The organism is Mucilaginibacter polytrichastri, from assembly GCF_001911425.1.
Lineage (GTDB): Bacteria > Bacteroidota > Bacteroidia > Sphingobacteriales > Sphingobacteriaceae > Mucilaginibacter > Mucilaginibacter polytrichastri.
Genome location: NZ_MPPL01000001.1, coordinates 1 through 14,864, shown reverse-complemented (window position 1 = coordinate 14,864; position 14,864 = coordinate 1). Strand labels below are relative to the sequence as shown.

Below are 14,864 nucleotides of genomic sequence, written 5' to 3'. Positions count from 1 at the left end.
CGGATAAAGTTTTAAGTCGATAATCTATGAATCAAAAACGGGTGATTTTCAGACCGAAAATCACCCGTTTTTGCATTGGATTTATTTTTAACTTAAGCATACCATTCGATGTCAGGAAGGATGACGGCAGTGTTATTGTTAAGCAAAAATAACGGATTGGCTGCACATCAGCACGATTGCAGAGATGAATAAAAGTTTGGCAAAGATTGCCAAAGCTTTTAATTTTGGCTACTCATGACGGCTACAGATCAAATTAAAACTGAACTTAAAAAACTTGCTAACCAAGGGGTAAATCTTTTCAATGCCATGCAGGTGGAGCAATATCCAGGGAATATGGAGCATCATTTTACCAACGTGCTAAAAAAGGATTACCAAAGTTTCGTCAAAACCCTTCCAGTCTTTAGCCAGGCTTACCAGCCTTGGTATTCGGCAGCACAATCCGTTGTCCGACAGTTCCTTCCTGGTCGTATCGCTGATTTTACTGGACTTTATGAACAACCTAAAGGCAGAAAGGAAGTCAGGGCGGATAATTACGTAATCGAAGATTACCTTAAAAAAGTGATTGTTACGGCAGGTTTTGACAAAAAGATCGTGGCAAGCCCGTCTGATGCTATCCCTGTATTCCAGCAGCAGATCAATATCCTGAACAGTGTTTTTGACAGCCTTGACAATGTTCTTTTTAAGATGGAGCAATTATTACAGGCTGCCTTATTGGATCAGGAATTGCTATCGGCGCGGCAACTTGCAAAAAACCAGTTTGTGCGGTCTGCCGGTGCTATTTGTGGGATCGTATTAGAAAATCATCTCGATCAAATCTGTGGAGTTCATCAAATTAAAGTACCCAAAAAGAACTTGATTATTAAGGATTACAATGATTTGCTTAAAAAACATGAAATCTATCCATTTGAAACCTGGCGGTATATACAACATTTAGCAGATCTGTGGGTACTCTCTTGTAGAAACAAAAAAGAAATACCGACCATCGAGGAGGCCAATGCGCTAATCGATGGTACGGAAAAAATTATTAAAACAGTCTTTTAGAAATTAAACTTTGTAACTATGCGACATTTGCTATTTTAGCAAAATCCGGTCCGGTTAGGAATTTTCTACTATTTAGTTAGGAAAGCATAGCGTACACTTTATAATATGTACGTTAGCAAAAAAGCTGCTTTATGATAGCAGCTTTTTCTTTAGATTCTTCAACTTAACTATTACATATTTAAGCGTCCCTTAACATCATCATGTTCGCGCTCTTTGTGGGCAGTAGGTTTCGATCCAAACTTGTACGATAAGCTTAATGTAGCTTTACGGCTATCATATCGGCTATAACCCGTCATACGTAAAACGCCTGCGTTGGTATTCAGGTTGTATCCGCTACCGTTAAAAATATCGTTAGCTCCCAGTTTTATATTCAATTTTTTGTTGATAAAGGCTTTGGATATACCGGCGTTCACCATAGAAGTGCGACCGATTTGATATAACCCGTAAACGGCTGATGAATTGTAAATGCCAGTCAGCTCTGCCTTAAAGCCTTTAGGTAAAGTAAAGGTATTTATCGAGTTTAAGTTATAACTAAACTGACCGCGGCTGTAATCACCACCACCCACGTTATTGCTGTGGTAAGAACTATATAACCCAACCAGTGTATTGTTGCTGTTCCACCAGGTGGCAAGCTGAACAGGTATTACCAGGCTCAGGTTATAGTTTTTAGAATTGGTGAAGTTAGCTTTGGTGATGGTCCACACTTGTGTTTGCACATCCTGAACAATAAAATCGGTAATGGCGTTTTTGGTGTACATGTAGTCTAATGTTACAGCTATGTTCCCGGCCGAACCGGTTAATTCAAAATTTTGGCTGTAGGCAGGTTTTAAATCCGGGTTCCCTTTTTCTTGCGTGTAACGATCAATGGGTGTAACAAAAGGGATGAGCGAAGTATAACCAGGGCGATCGACCTTGGCCGCATAGGTAAGGGTAAGCTCTTTGTTGCCGGTCAGTTTTTCATCCAGCGTAAGGCTCGGGAACAGATCAAAATACTGTTGCCGTATGCCTGAGCTACTCAGGTTAGCATGCGTTTGCTCGGCGCGGATACCGGCCTGTATTTTCAATTTATTGATCTGTTTACTCAGGTCAAGATAAGCAGCGGCAATATTTTCGTTGTAGTTGGTAGCGCTCAGGTTGGGAATATTGGTAAGCGAGTTAACCTGCATGCTCGTTGATAGGTTTGAAGAACCGGTATGCATATCCTTAACACCGGCTTCAAAAGTAGTATTGGTATCCAGCGGAAGCGTATAATCTGTTTGGAAGGTGGATACATTGAACAGCGTATTGGTACGTGTAGTTGCCGAGCTGTTTTGTGCTGGGTTTTTACCGCTCAGATCCAGCAGTTGAGCATTCATGTCCTGGCGGCTCAGTCCGCTATAATGTACCTGATTGAAATCTACATTCAATAATTGACCCTTGCTGTTCAGCTTGTTTTGATAAGCCAGATCGTACAGCGTAAAGTTATAATTGCCGCCCGGTGTGCTATTGGCAGTCAGTACAGAATCTGCCTTATTGCTGCTGAAACTTGTAATAGCTGTTGCGCGGTTGTTGGATTGAATGTACGAACCTTCAACCGAAGCGCTTAAAGTGCTGGTTTTGGTTATATCATAATCTAAACCCAGTTTACCTGTTTCTACCACACCATGCGTCCACAGCTCAGTTGGGGTTTGCAGTTGTTCTGTAACGATGCCTGTGGTTAAGGAGCGGTTAATTGCTTCATTCCTTTCGCCTTTAGCATCTCTTAAATTGGCCGTACCATACACGTTTACTTTGCCGCTGCGATAATTTAACGATACGCCACCGCTGTATTTGCCATAATTACTGCGCCCCGCTGTTAAAGTAGCCACACCATTTAGCCCTGTAGCCGTACCTTTTTTGGTAATGATATTAATAATACCACCAGATGCTGAAGCATCATACTTAGCCGATGGATTGGTGCTAACTTCAATGCGCGCTATGTTTTCTGCCGGGATGCTTTGCAGCAAATTAGCTATCGTTTCGCCGGGGATTATTTTACCGTCCAGCATGATTAGCACATTGTCTTTTCCTTTAATGCGGATGTTGCCGTTTAGGCCTACATTTACTAATGGCGTCATGCTCAATAGTTCTATGGCGGTATTACCAACGGCAACAATGCTGTTCTCTACATTGAATACAGTTTTATCGGCACGGTGCTCAACTAAAGGCTTGGTTGCTTTTATAGTTACTTCACCTAAGCTGGTGGTTTGCGGGGTGAGTGAGATGTTGATGGTTTGATCGGTTGTATTTAGCTCGATAGCTACCACTTGTTTACTGTAACCCATTTGTTTGGCCGATAATAAATATTTGCCTGCCTTGATCTTTTCGAAACGGAAGCTGCCGTTATCCCCGGCAAGCGCGCCTTTTATCTGGCTTGAGTCAATCGCTTTTAATAAACTTACTGTAGAGTAAGATAGTGGCTGATGTGTCTTGGCATCGGTGATAACACCGCTTATGTTTTGTGCGAAAATGACGCTGCTTAACAGTAATAATGCAAGGCTGAGTAATATTGTTTTCATGTTATTTGGTTGATTGTGCCTCAAAACAACAGGTTACACGTTACTCTATAGAATGATATTGACTAACGCCCGGTAATTGCCTACGAACACCTTAAACGGGCTGACATCGCATAATTGAAAAGCTAATAGTAGTTTTTATCAGCCAAAAACATAGTTTTGTCCGCGGCAGATAGCATTTCGTCATTAACAATCGCTTAAGCGCATTAGTTAAAGCAAATTTGAATATGGAAAACAAGATAAACCGGCAACGCCTTTACCTGCATGCGTTATTTGTGCTGCTCATTTTTACCAACCAGTCCATATTTTCGGCTATTTACGCTAAAAATTATCAGTTCAGCTGGGCGAAAGATTATCAGCCTATGTTGATATTGTTCTATTTGCTGGTAGTTTCTTATACCTATTTTATCGCTTTTATAATATTAAACCTTAAGTCATTGTGGGTTCGGTTTGCAGGTATTATAGTTGCTTTCTTGTTATTCCCGCCACTGCGTTTTCTGGTGGACCAGCGGATCAGCGATTGGCTGTTTGGTGTAACCGACTATCCAAAAAACCAAACATTCGGTTTTATCTTTCACGATAATCTTTTCTTTTCGTTCATTGTGATCCTGTTGGGCGTATTCCTTAAATTTATGGACGACTGGTTCATTCACGATCGGATCAAATCCACTTTAGAAAAACAAAATCTCCGCCTTGAGCTCGACTTCCTTAAATCGCAGGTAAATCCGCATTTTCTGTTCAATACGCTCAATAATATCCAATCTTTTATTGTGCAGGATAACAAGGATAAATCTATCGAGCTGATAGGTCGCCTGTCCGAATTTATGCGTTTCGCCTTGTACGAGTGCGATGAAGAATACATTGACCTTGATAAAGAGATCGATATGCTAACCGATTATGTGGAACTGGAGCGGGTACGTTGCGATGACCGCGTAAGTATCAGCTTTACAGCAACCGGCGATTTTGATGACCTGCAAATACCGCCTTTGTTATTGATGCCTTTTGTAGAGAATGCTTTTAAGCATGGAGCCGATAACCAGCTGGATAAAAGCTGGATCAATATAGCCATTACACAAAATAACAACAAGTTACAGTTAAACGTGAGCAATAATTTTGTAGCCGATAACAGCGCGGAGAAAGCCGGAGGCATAGGCTTACAAAACGTAACTAAAAGGCTAATACATTACTTCCCCGGAAGGTACAGTTTGCTGGCAACGGCAAACGGTGAGACATTTGAGGCCGATCTATCTATAACCTTATGAAAGTGATCAATTGTATTATTGTAGATGACGAGCCACAGGCCCGCAAACTGATGGAAACCTTTGTTTCGCAGTTGGGCGGCTGGAAGATACTACGGGTATGCGGTAATGCTATCGAAGCTTTTGAGGCGCTGCAATCCTTACCTGTTGATGTTATCTTTCTGGATATTAAAATGCCGACAATTACCGGTATCGATTTTCTGAAATCATTAAAAAATCCGCCGTTGGTGATATTTACCACCGCCTATAACAAATATGCGATGGAAGGCTATGAGCTTAACGTGGTAGATTATTTGTTAAAGCCAATCTCCATCCACCGCCTGCTGCAAGCCGCAGAGAAAGTAAGTGAGCGTTTAAAAGAAAAAACTGAAACTATCGCACCTGCTTCCGAAACCAGCTACATGTTCATCAAGCATGATAACAAACTGGTTAAAGTAAATTTTGCCGATATCTTATACATCGAAGGCATGCAGAACTTTGTACGCATACATACCGGAGCCAAACCGTACCTCATTACCCATACCATGAAAGCGATGGAAGAGCTGTTGCCTCAAAGCATGTTTTTCAGGGTACATAAATCGTACATTGTAAACCTGGATGCCATAACCGCTATTTTTGGAAACACTATTGAGATTGGTAAAAGCGAAATCGGGATTGGCAGTAATTACAAGGCCGATTTTATGGAAAAGATAGGAGGCTAATCAACTTAATCAAGCTTGCACCTTTCAACTATCTCTCAATACTATAGTGTAAAAGTACATAAAAGTACGTTTCGTTGAAAAATAAAGGCTCTATTTCATACGCGGTTTGAGGGACTTTTCTCTAAAATTATCCCTAAATGAATTTACTGGTCATTGTGTTTTTATAGCACGTTAGTTCTGCATATACTTATTAAAGATTTCTTTAGGTATAATGCCGTTTTACGAAAGAGACAGGGACTGGCACTACAAGTTCTGATGAAAGCGGCAGAATCGTAGTGACCGCTGCCGCTTTGATTATTTTAGGTTAATAATTCACCCATACCAAACAGCGTCAAACCTCGTCCGAACTGATCCGAAACCGCCTCATTAGCCGCGTTGATATATTTCCCGGTGATTGGGTCAACCACGGTACGCAAAGGCCGCTTACCTTTTTCTGTATTGATCAATTTCACAATAGCATCGGCCACCATTTGCGGATCTGGATTATGGCTCTGGATCAGCCCGCCAATCGCGGTAATCATTTTACCCGGCATGTCGGCGATTGCACCATAACCTTCAAACACAGACTGATCGGAGGCGTATTGTGTCTTTTGGTTCATTTCCGTAGGAAAAGCTCCCGGTTCTAAGATCGCCACATCAATACCCAAACGTTTTACTTCGTAATGCAAGCCTTCACTAACCCCTTCCAAACCGAATTTAGAGCCAGCGTAAATAGTTGCGAATGGAAAAGAGACCCGGCCGAAACCGCTGGTCACATTAATGATCAGGCCATCAGCTTGTTTCCGCATCGCGGGTAACACCTGCTTAATAAACCGCCAGGGTGCAAATACATTCACATCGAAGATGGCCTTTATATCCGCTGTGGTAAAACTTTCCGCTACGCCGTTTAGTGAAAAGCCTGCATTGTTGACCAAGACATCAATTTTACCTTGTTCTGCGATAATGCGGTCAACCGCCTGTTTTACGCTTTCATCGTCAGTCAGGGTGACATCCAGCACGGTCACGTTTTCCAATGCACCTAATGTCGTTGCTTTTTCCGAATTTTTACCCTGGGTATCTCGCATCGTTGCATACACCTGGTGACCTAAAGCGGCCATGCTATGCGCGGTTAACCAGCCGAAGCCGCTGTTTGTTCCTGTTATCAAAACTACTTTTTTGCTCATTGTCTTTTTATTTAATTAATGGGACAAAGGTTGGCAAGCAGAAAACAGAAACCTTTAACATATGGTAAAAAGCGCGAACGCATCTTAAAAAAGACAATTAACGAACATTCCGACGTATCCGGCTCAACGATGGCTGCGTGATACCCAGGTACGAGGCCACATGGGAAAGCGGGACCCGGTTGACCAGTCCAGGAAAATGTTCCTTGAATAGGAAATAACGGTTGGTCGCATCTTCGGAGACCAAAGGGCTCCGGCGTTCGATGGCTTTGAGCAAACAATTCTTTTGGATCAGGTTTTCTATCTCCTTCCAGCTCAGAATGGTATTGCCGATCTCATCCCAATCTTTTTTGGAAAAGACCAGGAACTTACAATCGGTCTCCGCCTGAATATATTCGGAGGAAATCATTTGCGCTTCGAACCGTTGCTGATCCGATACAAAGTTATTTTCCTCTACAAAGGAATGCGTGACGTCTTTGCCCTTATTATTGTAGTAACAGAAACGCACCACTCCCTCCAGCAGGAATCCCACATAGCGCGGGACCTTGCCTGCTTCCGAAAAATATTCATCCTTATGCAGTTCCAGCGTTTTGGCCTTGCGAAGGATAAAGTCTGTCTGCTGCTGGTTGAGACTCCCGAATTGAAGGATGTAGTTAATGAACGGTTCCATCAGGTAAAATTCGCCATTCTATTTGGCAGTTTATTTACCATTTGGTAAAAAACGATGTCCTCGTTATCGTTCTGATAATTGCTAAAATAATCAATTTTGTGCACTACTTCAGGATTTTGTGCAGAGGAGTTAGATAACCAATAACATCATCGATCATAAAATTCTTTATTGGCAATTTAAAAATTTCACTTATCATTGCAGTCTTATTTTTAATTAGTCTAAATAAATGAAATCAAACTTTACGCTACTATTCACTTTTCTAATTTTAATTTCGTCTTTTCCAGCCTATCCCCAGCAAGTTAAGCCATTTGCGGTTATTAGTGGGTATATGCAGGATAGTAACGGCGAACGCCTAATCGGCGCGACTATAATGGTTACCGGGACGACTATATCTGCGGCAACAAACACGAGAGGAGCATACAAATTACAGTTACCTGCCGGTAAATATATTTTGCGCTATTCTTTTATTGGGCTTAATACCATAACTAAAGAAGTAGACGTTATTTCCGGTGCGAACCTGAAGCTTGATATACTCTTAACCGCAGGCAGCAGTGCTTTACAGGGCGTCGAAATTACGGGCAGGAAAGACAAAACCTATAAAGCTAAATCCACTTTTATAGGAAATAAAACCGAAACAGATATTAAAGACCTGCCACAATCGGTGTCTTATGCCAGTAAAGAGCTCATGGCCGATCAGGGTGCTGTACGTGTAGGCGACGTGGTTAAAAACTTTAGTGGTGTAAGCCAGTTCTCCTTTTACGATGACCTAACTATCCGGGGTTTCCGCGTAAACGGGCAAAGCAATACGCAGCTGGTAAACGGCTTGCGTAGCAGTACGGGTTTTTGGAAACAGCCACTAACCAACTACCTGGAACGCGTTGAAGTGCTCAAAGGCCCTTCGTCTGCCTTATACGGCAATGCCAGCCCGGGTGGCGTAGTCAACCGGGTAACCAAAAAACCCCTCGATGAAACCCGGAAATCAGTCAGCCTTACGCTGGGTAGTTTCAATACTTTCCGGGCATTGGCCGATTTTACCGGCCCGGCTAATAAAGATAGCTCATTATTATACCGCTTAAACTTGGGCTATGAGGATGCTAATTCATTCCGGGACCTGCAATTTGACAAAAACGTGATCGTTGCTCCCTCGCTTTCTTTCATCGCCTCGCCTAAAACCCGCATCAATTTTGATCTGGTATACAATAACTCCCACAGCCGGCTGGACCGCGGGCAGGCAGTTATCGGGAACGATCTTTATTCAACACCGCAATCCCTCGCTTTAAGCGCTGGTAATGATTATTTGAACGAACAGACTTATATTGTTACGCTGTCTTTAACTCACCAGTTCAACAAAAAATTAAGCTTCAATGCCGGTTACTCTAAAACAGGTTACCAGGAAGACCTTTACGAACACCGCAGTGCTAATGTTTATGCAGTAGATAAGCTTGGTAATAACATACCAAACCTGGTTGCCATGCAAATCTTCCAGCGCAAGCGTAAACGCTATATCGATAATTTTAGCGGCTACTTCAACTACAACGAAAAAACAGGCCCAATTGAGCATAAAATTGTATTGGGTTATGATTATGGCAGCGAGAAAATGCCCGTAGGCGCTTCCCAACTTACCGCATCTGGCTACCGGAATGCATCTAATACTGGTACAATTGCTAATTACGTTGCCAAAGACAGCCTGAAGTATCTGAGGGATACCAAAGGCAACCCGGTGCCTAATGTGGCATCGTTTAACCTGAATGATATTTTAAACTCCCAGCGCCTGCAAGACGATAGTAAATCCTTTTTTGCACCTACTGCACTGTCGCCAACTTATTATTACCTCAACGCAGGTTATGTGCAGGATCAGTTAAAGCTTGGACGCCTGCAAGCCCTGGTTGGCATACGCTATGAGTATTATACCGATTTTGTAAACTATGCTTCGCCAACACAAGAGGCAACACATTCTAGTGCCTGGCTGCCCCGGTTTGGCCTGGTTTATACCGCTTCAAAAAACATCAATGTTTACAGCACTTATGTAATGGGGTACAATCCCCAAACGGCAGCAACCATTGCAAACCCTAACGCCGGCGGGCCGTTTGCCCCGGTTACCAGCAACATGATAGAACTGGGGGCTAAAAGCAGCTGGCTGGAAGACAGGCTATCCATCACCACATCCATTTACCAGATTGAACAGAAGAACACCCTTTATAATGCTAACGTGGCCGGCCAGCCAGACTTGTTGAGGCCAGTAGGTAAGGAACGTTCAAGAGGTATTGAATTTGATATTACCGGAAGATTAACCCCATACTGGAGCATATTGGCTTCTTATGCTTACAATGATGCAAAGATAACAGAAAGCGGTATCGCGACAGAAGTAGGCCAGCAAAAACCAAACGCACCTAAAAATATGGCCAATATCTGGACCAGGTATAATATCACCAATGGAACATTTAGTGGACTGGGCCTGGGCTTAGGAGCCAATTATGTAGACAGGCGGATGCTCTCCATTAATGTAACACAAAGCATACCTTCTTACACCCTGGTTGATGCCGCTATGTTCTATAATATTGGCAAAGTACAGTTGCAATTTAATGCCAACAACCTCACAGGTAAAAAATACTGGGTGGGCGGGTATGATTATATCCGGTTGTTTCCCGGCGCACCATCCAATTACCAGTTAACCTTAACCTATACTTTTAACTAACAACTATGCAATTCTGGAAACGGTTTAAAGCAGTTGCGGCCTGGCTACATTTGTGGCTTGGCCTCGCCATCGGCCTGGTTATTGTCATTGTTTCGGTAAGCGGATGCGTGCTTGTTTTTGAAGATGAATTATTCGACTTTTTCCACAGGGATCTGATCGAGGTTAAACAAACCGGCCCGCCAAAAGCCGTTTCTGAATTGATGGCCATAGCGCAGCAAACCTTAGGTAAAAGCAAACCCATTACCGATATCAAGGTCAACGAGGATGGCCGCAGTTATGTATTTTCGGCAAGCAAGGTCAATAAGCGAAAAGATATTACACTGAGTTATTTTAGCCAATTTAAATACCGGGATGATGTTTACGTAAACCCTTATAACGGGAAAGTGCTGGGCGTGATAGACGTGCGTTATGAATTCTTTAACGTGACCGAACAACTGCACCGGCAGTTGTTGCTGGTTAAACCAGTTGGCAGTGTTGTTATTGGTTGTTGTGTTTTGATCTTTTTAGTGATGCTGGTCACCGGCTTTATTTTATGGCTGCCTAAAAACTTAAAGCAGTTTAAAAAAAGTATCAGCATTAAATGGGCGGCTAAATGGAAACGCGTAAACTACGACTTGCATAACAGCCTTGGCTTTTTTGTGTTACCAATAGCCATTGTTATTGCAATCACGGGCCTTACCTGGTCTTTTAAGTGGTGGGAAAAAGGAATCTACCAAATGCTTGGATCTAAAAAGCCTGTGGTGCTTGTTCGCAAGGCGCCGCCAGTTAACACGGCCGATACTACCGGAAATCATCTCGACATGGTGCTTACAATGCTACGGCACAAATTGGAGGGTAACTACCGGGTAATAGGCCTTAACCTGCCTGAAAAAGGCGAGCACACTATGATGGCTTTTGTATATCTTAAAACCCGTACAGACGGGTGGCGCAACATGAGTTATTATTATTTTGACAGCCGCACGGGCAAACTATTTGACCAGCTGGAACATGCAAAAAAACCATTGGGCTTAAAATGGCGAAATTCTAATAAAGATATCCATACCGGGAGGATTTATGGATTACCAACGCAGTTGCTGGCTATGTTTGCAGCACTTGTTTGCGCATCACTTCCTATAACAGGTTTTATGATCTGGTGGGGCAAGCGCAAAAAAGCTAAGAAACAAGATCAACTCAACGGCAGCTTCAAACCCCTTGTGCTGTAATTACAATTTAAGGCGAAATTATATACAAAAGAATACTGGTATAATTTTTTTTGTTCTCAGTCGTCCCTTTTATCAAGACCGTCATCTAATGAGCATGTGCTGATTGTATTTTACTAACTTACGCCATGGAACGCACCATATTTTATTCATGGCAATCAGACCTGCCATCGCCTTCAAATAAGAATCTGATTTTGGACGCGCTGAGAAATTCAGCAAAAAATATCACTGAAGATAACACAGTCGAAGTCGAGCCGCTGGTTGACCGGGACACGCAGGGTTTACCTGGTTCTCCCGACATTGCCGCAGCCATCTTTCACAAAATCGAACACAGCCATGTCTTTGTCGCCGACATTTCTATCATTAACACCAACGAAGGCAAGCGCAAAACTCCAAATCCGAATGTTCTTATCGAACTCGGATATGAACTAAAATGCCTGGGCTACGAAAGAATCATTTTGATATTTAATACCGCTTTCGGAAAGTTAGACGATCTTCCATTTGATTTGAAAGGAAAGCGGACAATGGTTTACCATTCAGCAGAAAAATCCGAGAATCGTAGCGTTGATAGAAAAAGTTTGGAACAGCAACTGGATGGTGCCATAAGAACGGCATTAGCCGCTATTCCCGCTGAGTCTACGGTAGTAGACAGCAGCCCTGCTGTCAAATTAATTGAGGATCATGCTCCCGCAAGATTAACTATGTTAAAAAAAGAGCTAAAAGAAATTCTCGTAAATCTCGACAGCTTTGCGCCTCCAACCTTACATAAAGGAGGCAACTTGCAATTATTAAAAGATGCGCTTTCTCATACCGAAACAGCCGTTGCTCATTTCGCTAACCTGGCGGAGGTATCCGTAGAAGTATCAGATGAGGAAGCGGTGACTACCATTTTTAATTGGTTCGGGGCAGTTGTTGAGAAGTTCAGGAGGCCGGAGGAATACCAAGGAATAACGAATGACGGCGACTATGATTATTTTCGCTTTCTTGGACATGAAATGATGGTAACGTTAATTGCCTTTTTATTACGTAAGAAATCTTATCCTTCACTTAAGAAGCTCCTCGTGCAGCCAATACCAATCAACTATCTTGCTATTGAGTATGGGCCAGCTGAAATATACTTTTATAATGCTAGTGAATGGACGTACCTCCTTAAAGAAGAGAGCGAAAGACTTAATATTGCCACAGCACATGGCCGAATCCTAAATCAGCGCCATTCCGAGGGCTTACTGGCCGAAGTGATGCCTATCAAGGATTTCGCCGCGGCTGATTTTTTCCTTTTCCTCTATTTCAACATTACAGCGCCGAAAACTGAGAGGTATAATTTTGGATGGCGACCATGGAGTTTACCATTCTTAGAACAAACTCCCATGTTCCTAAAGCGAGCCGAACGCCCGGATGAGGCACAAGAATTGGCGGATTTCTTCGGTCTTTCATCAGTAGAAGAGCTCCGGAGCCAACTAAAAGCAGAAACAGATCATGCCCGACAATTTTTTAGAAACATTACTTTAGATCTTTTCCTCAGGTATTTTCGATTTGAAAATATTGGGATTAAATAGCTTTCAGAACATACCCTGATGCCTTGGGGACGTGAAGTTTTCTGCCTGGTGTTAATATCCAATCAGGTTTACATTCAGGCCCAAAACGTTTCGACTAAAAAAGTTATTAAACGATTTAAAAAAGTAATGCTTTTTGACCTAATTAAACCATTAACTTAGCAATGGTATTTTGGCCATCAATTATAAACATGAGGCAATGAAACCGGTAAAATACAGCCTTAGCGTGTGGATCACAAGCTTGTTGCTTGGACCTTTTGCGTATTATCTGCTTCAACTGATTATGGAGCCGCAGTATCCTCATTATTTCAGCTCTAGTTTAATCTATGCTTTTGTATTTAGCTTACCAAGTTTAGTTTTATCGATTTTGGTTGTTTTTTTAATAAGAAAAATCTCAACCAGTCAAACTATAAAGAAAATAATGCTCTCATTTGCAGGAATTGCGCTCGTTGCGACACCACTCTATCTGTTAGATAGCGGACAGCAAATATTAGAATACGCCATTGCCTATAGCAGCATTACAGTTATTGCCATATGGCTATATCCGTTAAGCCAACAAATTTGATTCTGCAACATCTATTCTACGCTTAATCTGTTATATCTGACAGAACAATTAGCTGGGTCAATTGAATTGTATAGTTTAATAGAAAATAGCTTAGATTTTTCAAGTCAGCCTCAATCATCTAATGTATCGGCGATCATCTCTTTAAGCCCCACTCCGTGTAGTATCGATTAAGCTCTTTCATGGAATGAATGTACAATACCGGAAAAGTATATCTTGAAAGTATAGCTTTATGTCTTTGACGAATTTTAGGGTATTTGAAAATTATTAAATTGATCATCTCAAAACTAAATTCATTCGTTGCATCTTTGAGACGACCCGGCCTGTTGTGATCATTTTTCAGGCACCTTGAAATATACCGAAAGCAGCACCCCCAAAAATTGGGGTCTACCCAAATTAAAGACGTTGCTTTTGCAAAACGCTGAGGCATGCAGAAACTATAGTTACCTTCAATAATCCATGAACCCTTTTCAAGAATAGCATCCTGATCAGCTGCAAATTCTTTCTCATCCCGGCGTTGCCAGTTTGTTCCAGGAATATGGGCAAGCTGATCAAGGTGGCACACAGGAACATTTAGTTTTTCCCCAAGCTTAGTTGCCAGTGTTGATTTGCCGAGAATGCTTGGGCCGAGAATGCATATCCTCTGCCCAAGCTCATTCAGTGATGTCATCTTTTAAATTTTATAATTAGATTGCCCGTTTCCTGGATTAAGCAGCGAGGAAAAATTGTCTAATGCGCGCAAAAATATATTGAAAGTGTTAAATTTTAATTAAGAAACGATGATTTTCGTTCAGGGTGGATATTCCGGGATCGTTGACCTACGCGTTCGGGAAAATAGTTCAGAACATTCCGCTACAATTTGCCCATGCTAACTTGTTGAATTAAATAATTGAAAATAATCTTCATCAACACAACTCATTGGTCTGGGCACAGCATAGGATGGTCAACGATGCCGGTCTATCCAGCTACTGTGCCATTTCCTGCAAAAACTTATCTTTGCCCATTCAGAAACAATAATTTATTTCAATTAAATTCCCGATGGAACAGATCACCAAATTAAAAGAACTCATTGCCTTAGCGGAGGCCGATGCAGCGAAATTCGAAAGTGGCAATAACGCAGCGGGCACCAGGCTGCGAAATGCCATGCAACAAATCAAGGTCACGGCACAGGAAGTGCGGACTGCTGTAACAGAAAAGAAGAACACGAAATAATCACAGTTAACAACTGTTTTGGGAAAGTCCTGCCCTCACCGGCGGGACTTTATGTTTAAGGCCATTATGAATAGCCGTTTCGTTCGGTATAGCAAACGCTGTGTACCTCCCGTCTGAAGCTGCAAGCTATCCCGCCATTGCTCAATGGTCTGAAAATAAACCAACAACTTAAACTGGAATGACCAAAAATGACCATCACTTACCAATGGCCACGGCTCCGCCGTGGCCGCCGGGGAATTTGACCCCTAAAAGCTATTCGGCGAACTCCTGATCTCCTG

General features: G+C 42.3%; 12 protein-coding genes. 8 read left to right on the top strand and 4 right to left on the bottom strand.

The window, feature by feature from the left end; all coding sequences use genetic code 11:
- Positions 1-234 precede the first annotated feature (234 nt).
- Entirely contained in the window at positions 235-1,041 is an 807-nt protein-coding gene (locus RG47T_RS00060) for a hypothetical protein (RefSeq protein WP_074487295.1), read from the top strand.
- Positions 1,042-1,211: 170 nt separating this feature from the next.
- On the opposite strand, the gene RG47T_RS00055 is transcribed toward RG47T_RS00060, so the two are convergent.
- Positions 1,212-3,578, bottom strand: a complete 2,367-nt coding sequence (locus RG47T_RS00055; protein ID WP_074487294.1) for a TonB-dependent receptor — start codon at positions 3,576-3,578, stop codon at positions 1,212-1,214.
- Between the two features lie 224 nt (positions 3,579-3,802).
- Between RG47T_RS00055 and RG47T_RS00050 the strand changes: the two genes are divergently transcribed.
- Positions 3,803-4,837 (top strand): sensor histidine kinase, encoded by a 1,035-nt coding sequence (locus RG47T_RS00050; RefSeq protein ID WP_074487293.1) that lies wholly within the window; start codon positions 3,803-3,805, stop codon positions 4,835-4,837.
- Complete coding sequence (locus tag RG47T_RS00045; RefSeq protein WP_074487292.1) at positions 4,834-5,535, top strand: LytR/AlgR family response regulator transcription factor; 702 nt, start codon at positions 4,834-4,836, stop codon at positions 5,533-5,535. Before RG47T_RS00050 ends, RG47T_RS00045 begins: the two co-directional genes overlap by 4 nt.
- 299 nt (positions 5,536-5,834) lie before the next feature.
- On the opposite strand, the gene RG47T_RS00040 is transcribed toward RG47T_RS00045, so the two are convergent.
- Entirely contained in the window at positions 5,835-6,698 is an 864-nt protein-coding gene (locus RG47T_RS00040) for an SDR family oxidoreductase (protein ID WP_074487291.1), read from the bottom strand.
- 97 nt (positions 6,699-6,795) lie between these two features.
- The gene (locus RG47T_RS00035) at positions 6,796-7,365 is read right to left on the bottom strand and encodes a Crp/Fnr family transcriptional regulator (RefSeq protein ID WP_074487290.1); all 570 of its coding nucleotides are present in this window, start codon (positions 7,363-7,365) and stop codon (positions 6,796-6,798) included.
- A 226-nt stretch (positions 7,366-7,591) separates the two neighbouring features.
- Between RG47T_RS00035 and RG47T_RS00030 the strand changes: the two genes are divergently transcribed.
- From RG47T_RS00030 to RG47T_RS00015, 4 genes are all read left to right on the top strand, one after another.
- Positions 7,592-10,060, top strand: coding sequence for a TonB-dependent receptor (locus tag RG47T_RS00030; RefSeq protein ID WP_074487289.1), 2,469 nt, complete (start codon positions 7,592-7,594; stop codon positions 10,058-10,060).
- A 5-nt stretch (positions 10,061-10,065) separates the two neighbouring features.
- On the top strand, positions 10,066-11,262 hold the full coding sequence (locus tag RG47T_RS00025; RefSeq protein ID WP_074487288.1) for a PepSY-associated TM helix domain-containing protein: 1,197 nt from the start codon (positions 10,066-10,068) through the stop codon (positions 11,260-11,262).
- 125 nt (positions 11,263-11,387) lie between these two features.
- Positions 11,388-12,815 (top strand): hypothetical protein, encoded by a 1,428-nt coding sequence (locus RG47T_RS00020; protein ID WP_074487287.1) that lies wholly within the window; start codon positions 11,388-11,390, stop codon positions 12,813-12,815.
- Positions 12,816-13,011: 196 nt separating this feature from the next.
- Positions 13,012-13,377 (top strand): hypothetical protein, encoded by a 366-nt coding sequence (locus RG47T_RS00015; RefSeq protein ID WP_139235706.1) that lies wholly within the window; start codon positions 13,012-13,014, stop codon positions 13,375-13,377.
- Positions 13,378-13,510: 133 nt separating this feature from the next.
- On the opposite strand, the gene RG47T_RS00010 is transcribed toward RG47T_RS00015, so the two are convergent.
- The gene (locus RG47T_RS00010) at positions 13,511-14,044 is read right to left on the bottom strand and encodes a P-loop NTPase family protein (protein ID WP_074487285.1); all 534 of its coding nucleotides are present in this window, start codon (positions 14,042-14,044) and stop codon (positions 13,511-13,513) included.
- A 368-nt stretch (positions 14,045-14,412) separates the two neighbouring features.
- On the opposite strand from RG47T_RS00010, the gene RG47T_RS00005 reads away from it, so the two are divergent.
- Positions 14,413-14,586 (top strand): BF3379 family histone-like protein, encoded by a 174-nt coding sequence (locus RG47T_RS00005; protein ID WP_074487284.1) that lies wholly within the window; start codon positions 14,413-14,415, stop codon positions 14,584-14,586.
- Positions 14,587-14,864: the final 278 nt, after the last annotated feature.

Excerpts from the sequence above, each read along its gene's own strand:
- RG47T_RS00020 (WP_074487287.1), top strand. The coding sequence starts at position 11,388 with ATGGAACGCACCATATTTTATTCATGGCAATCAGACCTGCCATCGCCT.
- RG47T_RS00035 (WP_074487290.1), bottom strand. The coding sequence starts at position 7,365 with ATGGAACCGTTCATTAACTACATCCTTCAATTCGGGAGTCTCAACCAG.
- RG47T_RS00045 (WP_074487292.1), top strand. The coding sequence starts at position 4,834 with ATGAAAGTGATCAATTGTATTATTGTAGATGACGAGCCACAGGCCCGC.
- RG47T_RS00055 (WP_074487294.1), bottom strand. The coding sequence starts at position 3,578 with ATGAAAACAATATTACTCAGCCTTGCATTATTACTGTTAAGCAGCGTC.
- RG47T_RS00005 (WP_074487284.1), top strand. The coding sequence starts at position 14,413 with ATGGAACAGATCACCAAATTAAAAGAACTCATTGCCTTAGCGGAGGCC.
- RG47T_RS00040 (WP_074487291.1), bottom strand. The coding sequence starts at position 6,698 with ATGAGCAAAAAAGTAGTTTTGATAACAGGAACAAACAGCGGCTTCGGC.
- RG47T_RS00010 (WP_074487285.1), bottom strand. The coding sequence starts at position 14,044 with ATGACATCACTGAATGAGCTTGGGCAGAGGATATGCATTCTCGGCCCA.
- RG47T_RS00015 (WP_139235706.1), top strand. The coding sequence starts at position 13,012 with ATGAAACCGGTAAAATACAGCCTTAGCGTGTGGATCACAAGCTTGTTG.
- RG47T_RS00060 (WP_074487295.1), top strand. The coding sequence starts at position 235 with ATGACGGCTACAGATCAAATTAAAACTGAACTTAAAAAACTTGCTAAC.
- RG47T_RS00030 (WP_074487289.1), top strand. The coding sequence starts at position 7,592 with ATGAAATCAAACTTTACGCTACTATTCACTTTTCTAATTTTAATTTCG.
- RG47T_RS00025 (WP_074487288.1), top strand. The coding sequence starts at position 10,066 with ATGCAATTCTGGAAACGGTTTAAAGCAGTTGCGGCCTGGCTACATTTG.
- RG47T_RS00050 (WP_074487293.1), top strand. The coding sequence starts at position 3,803 with ATGGAAAACAAGATAAACCGGCAACGCCTTTACCTGCATGCGTTATTT.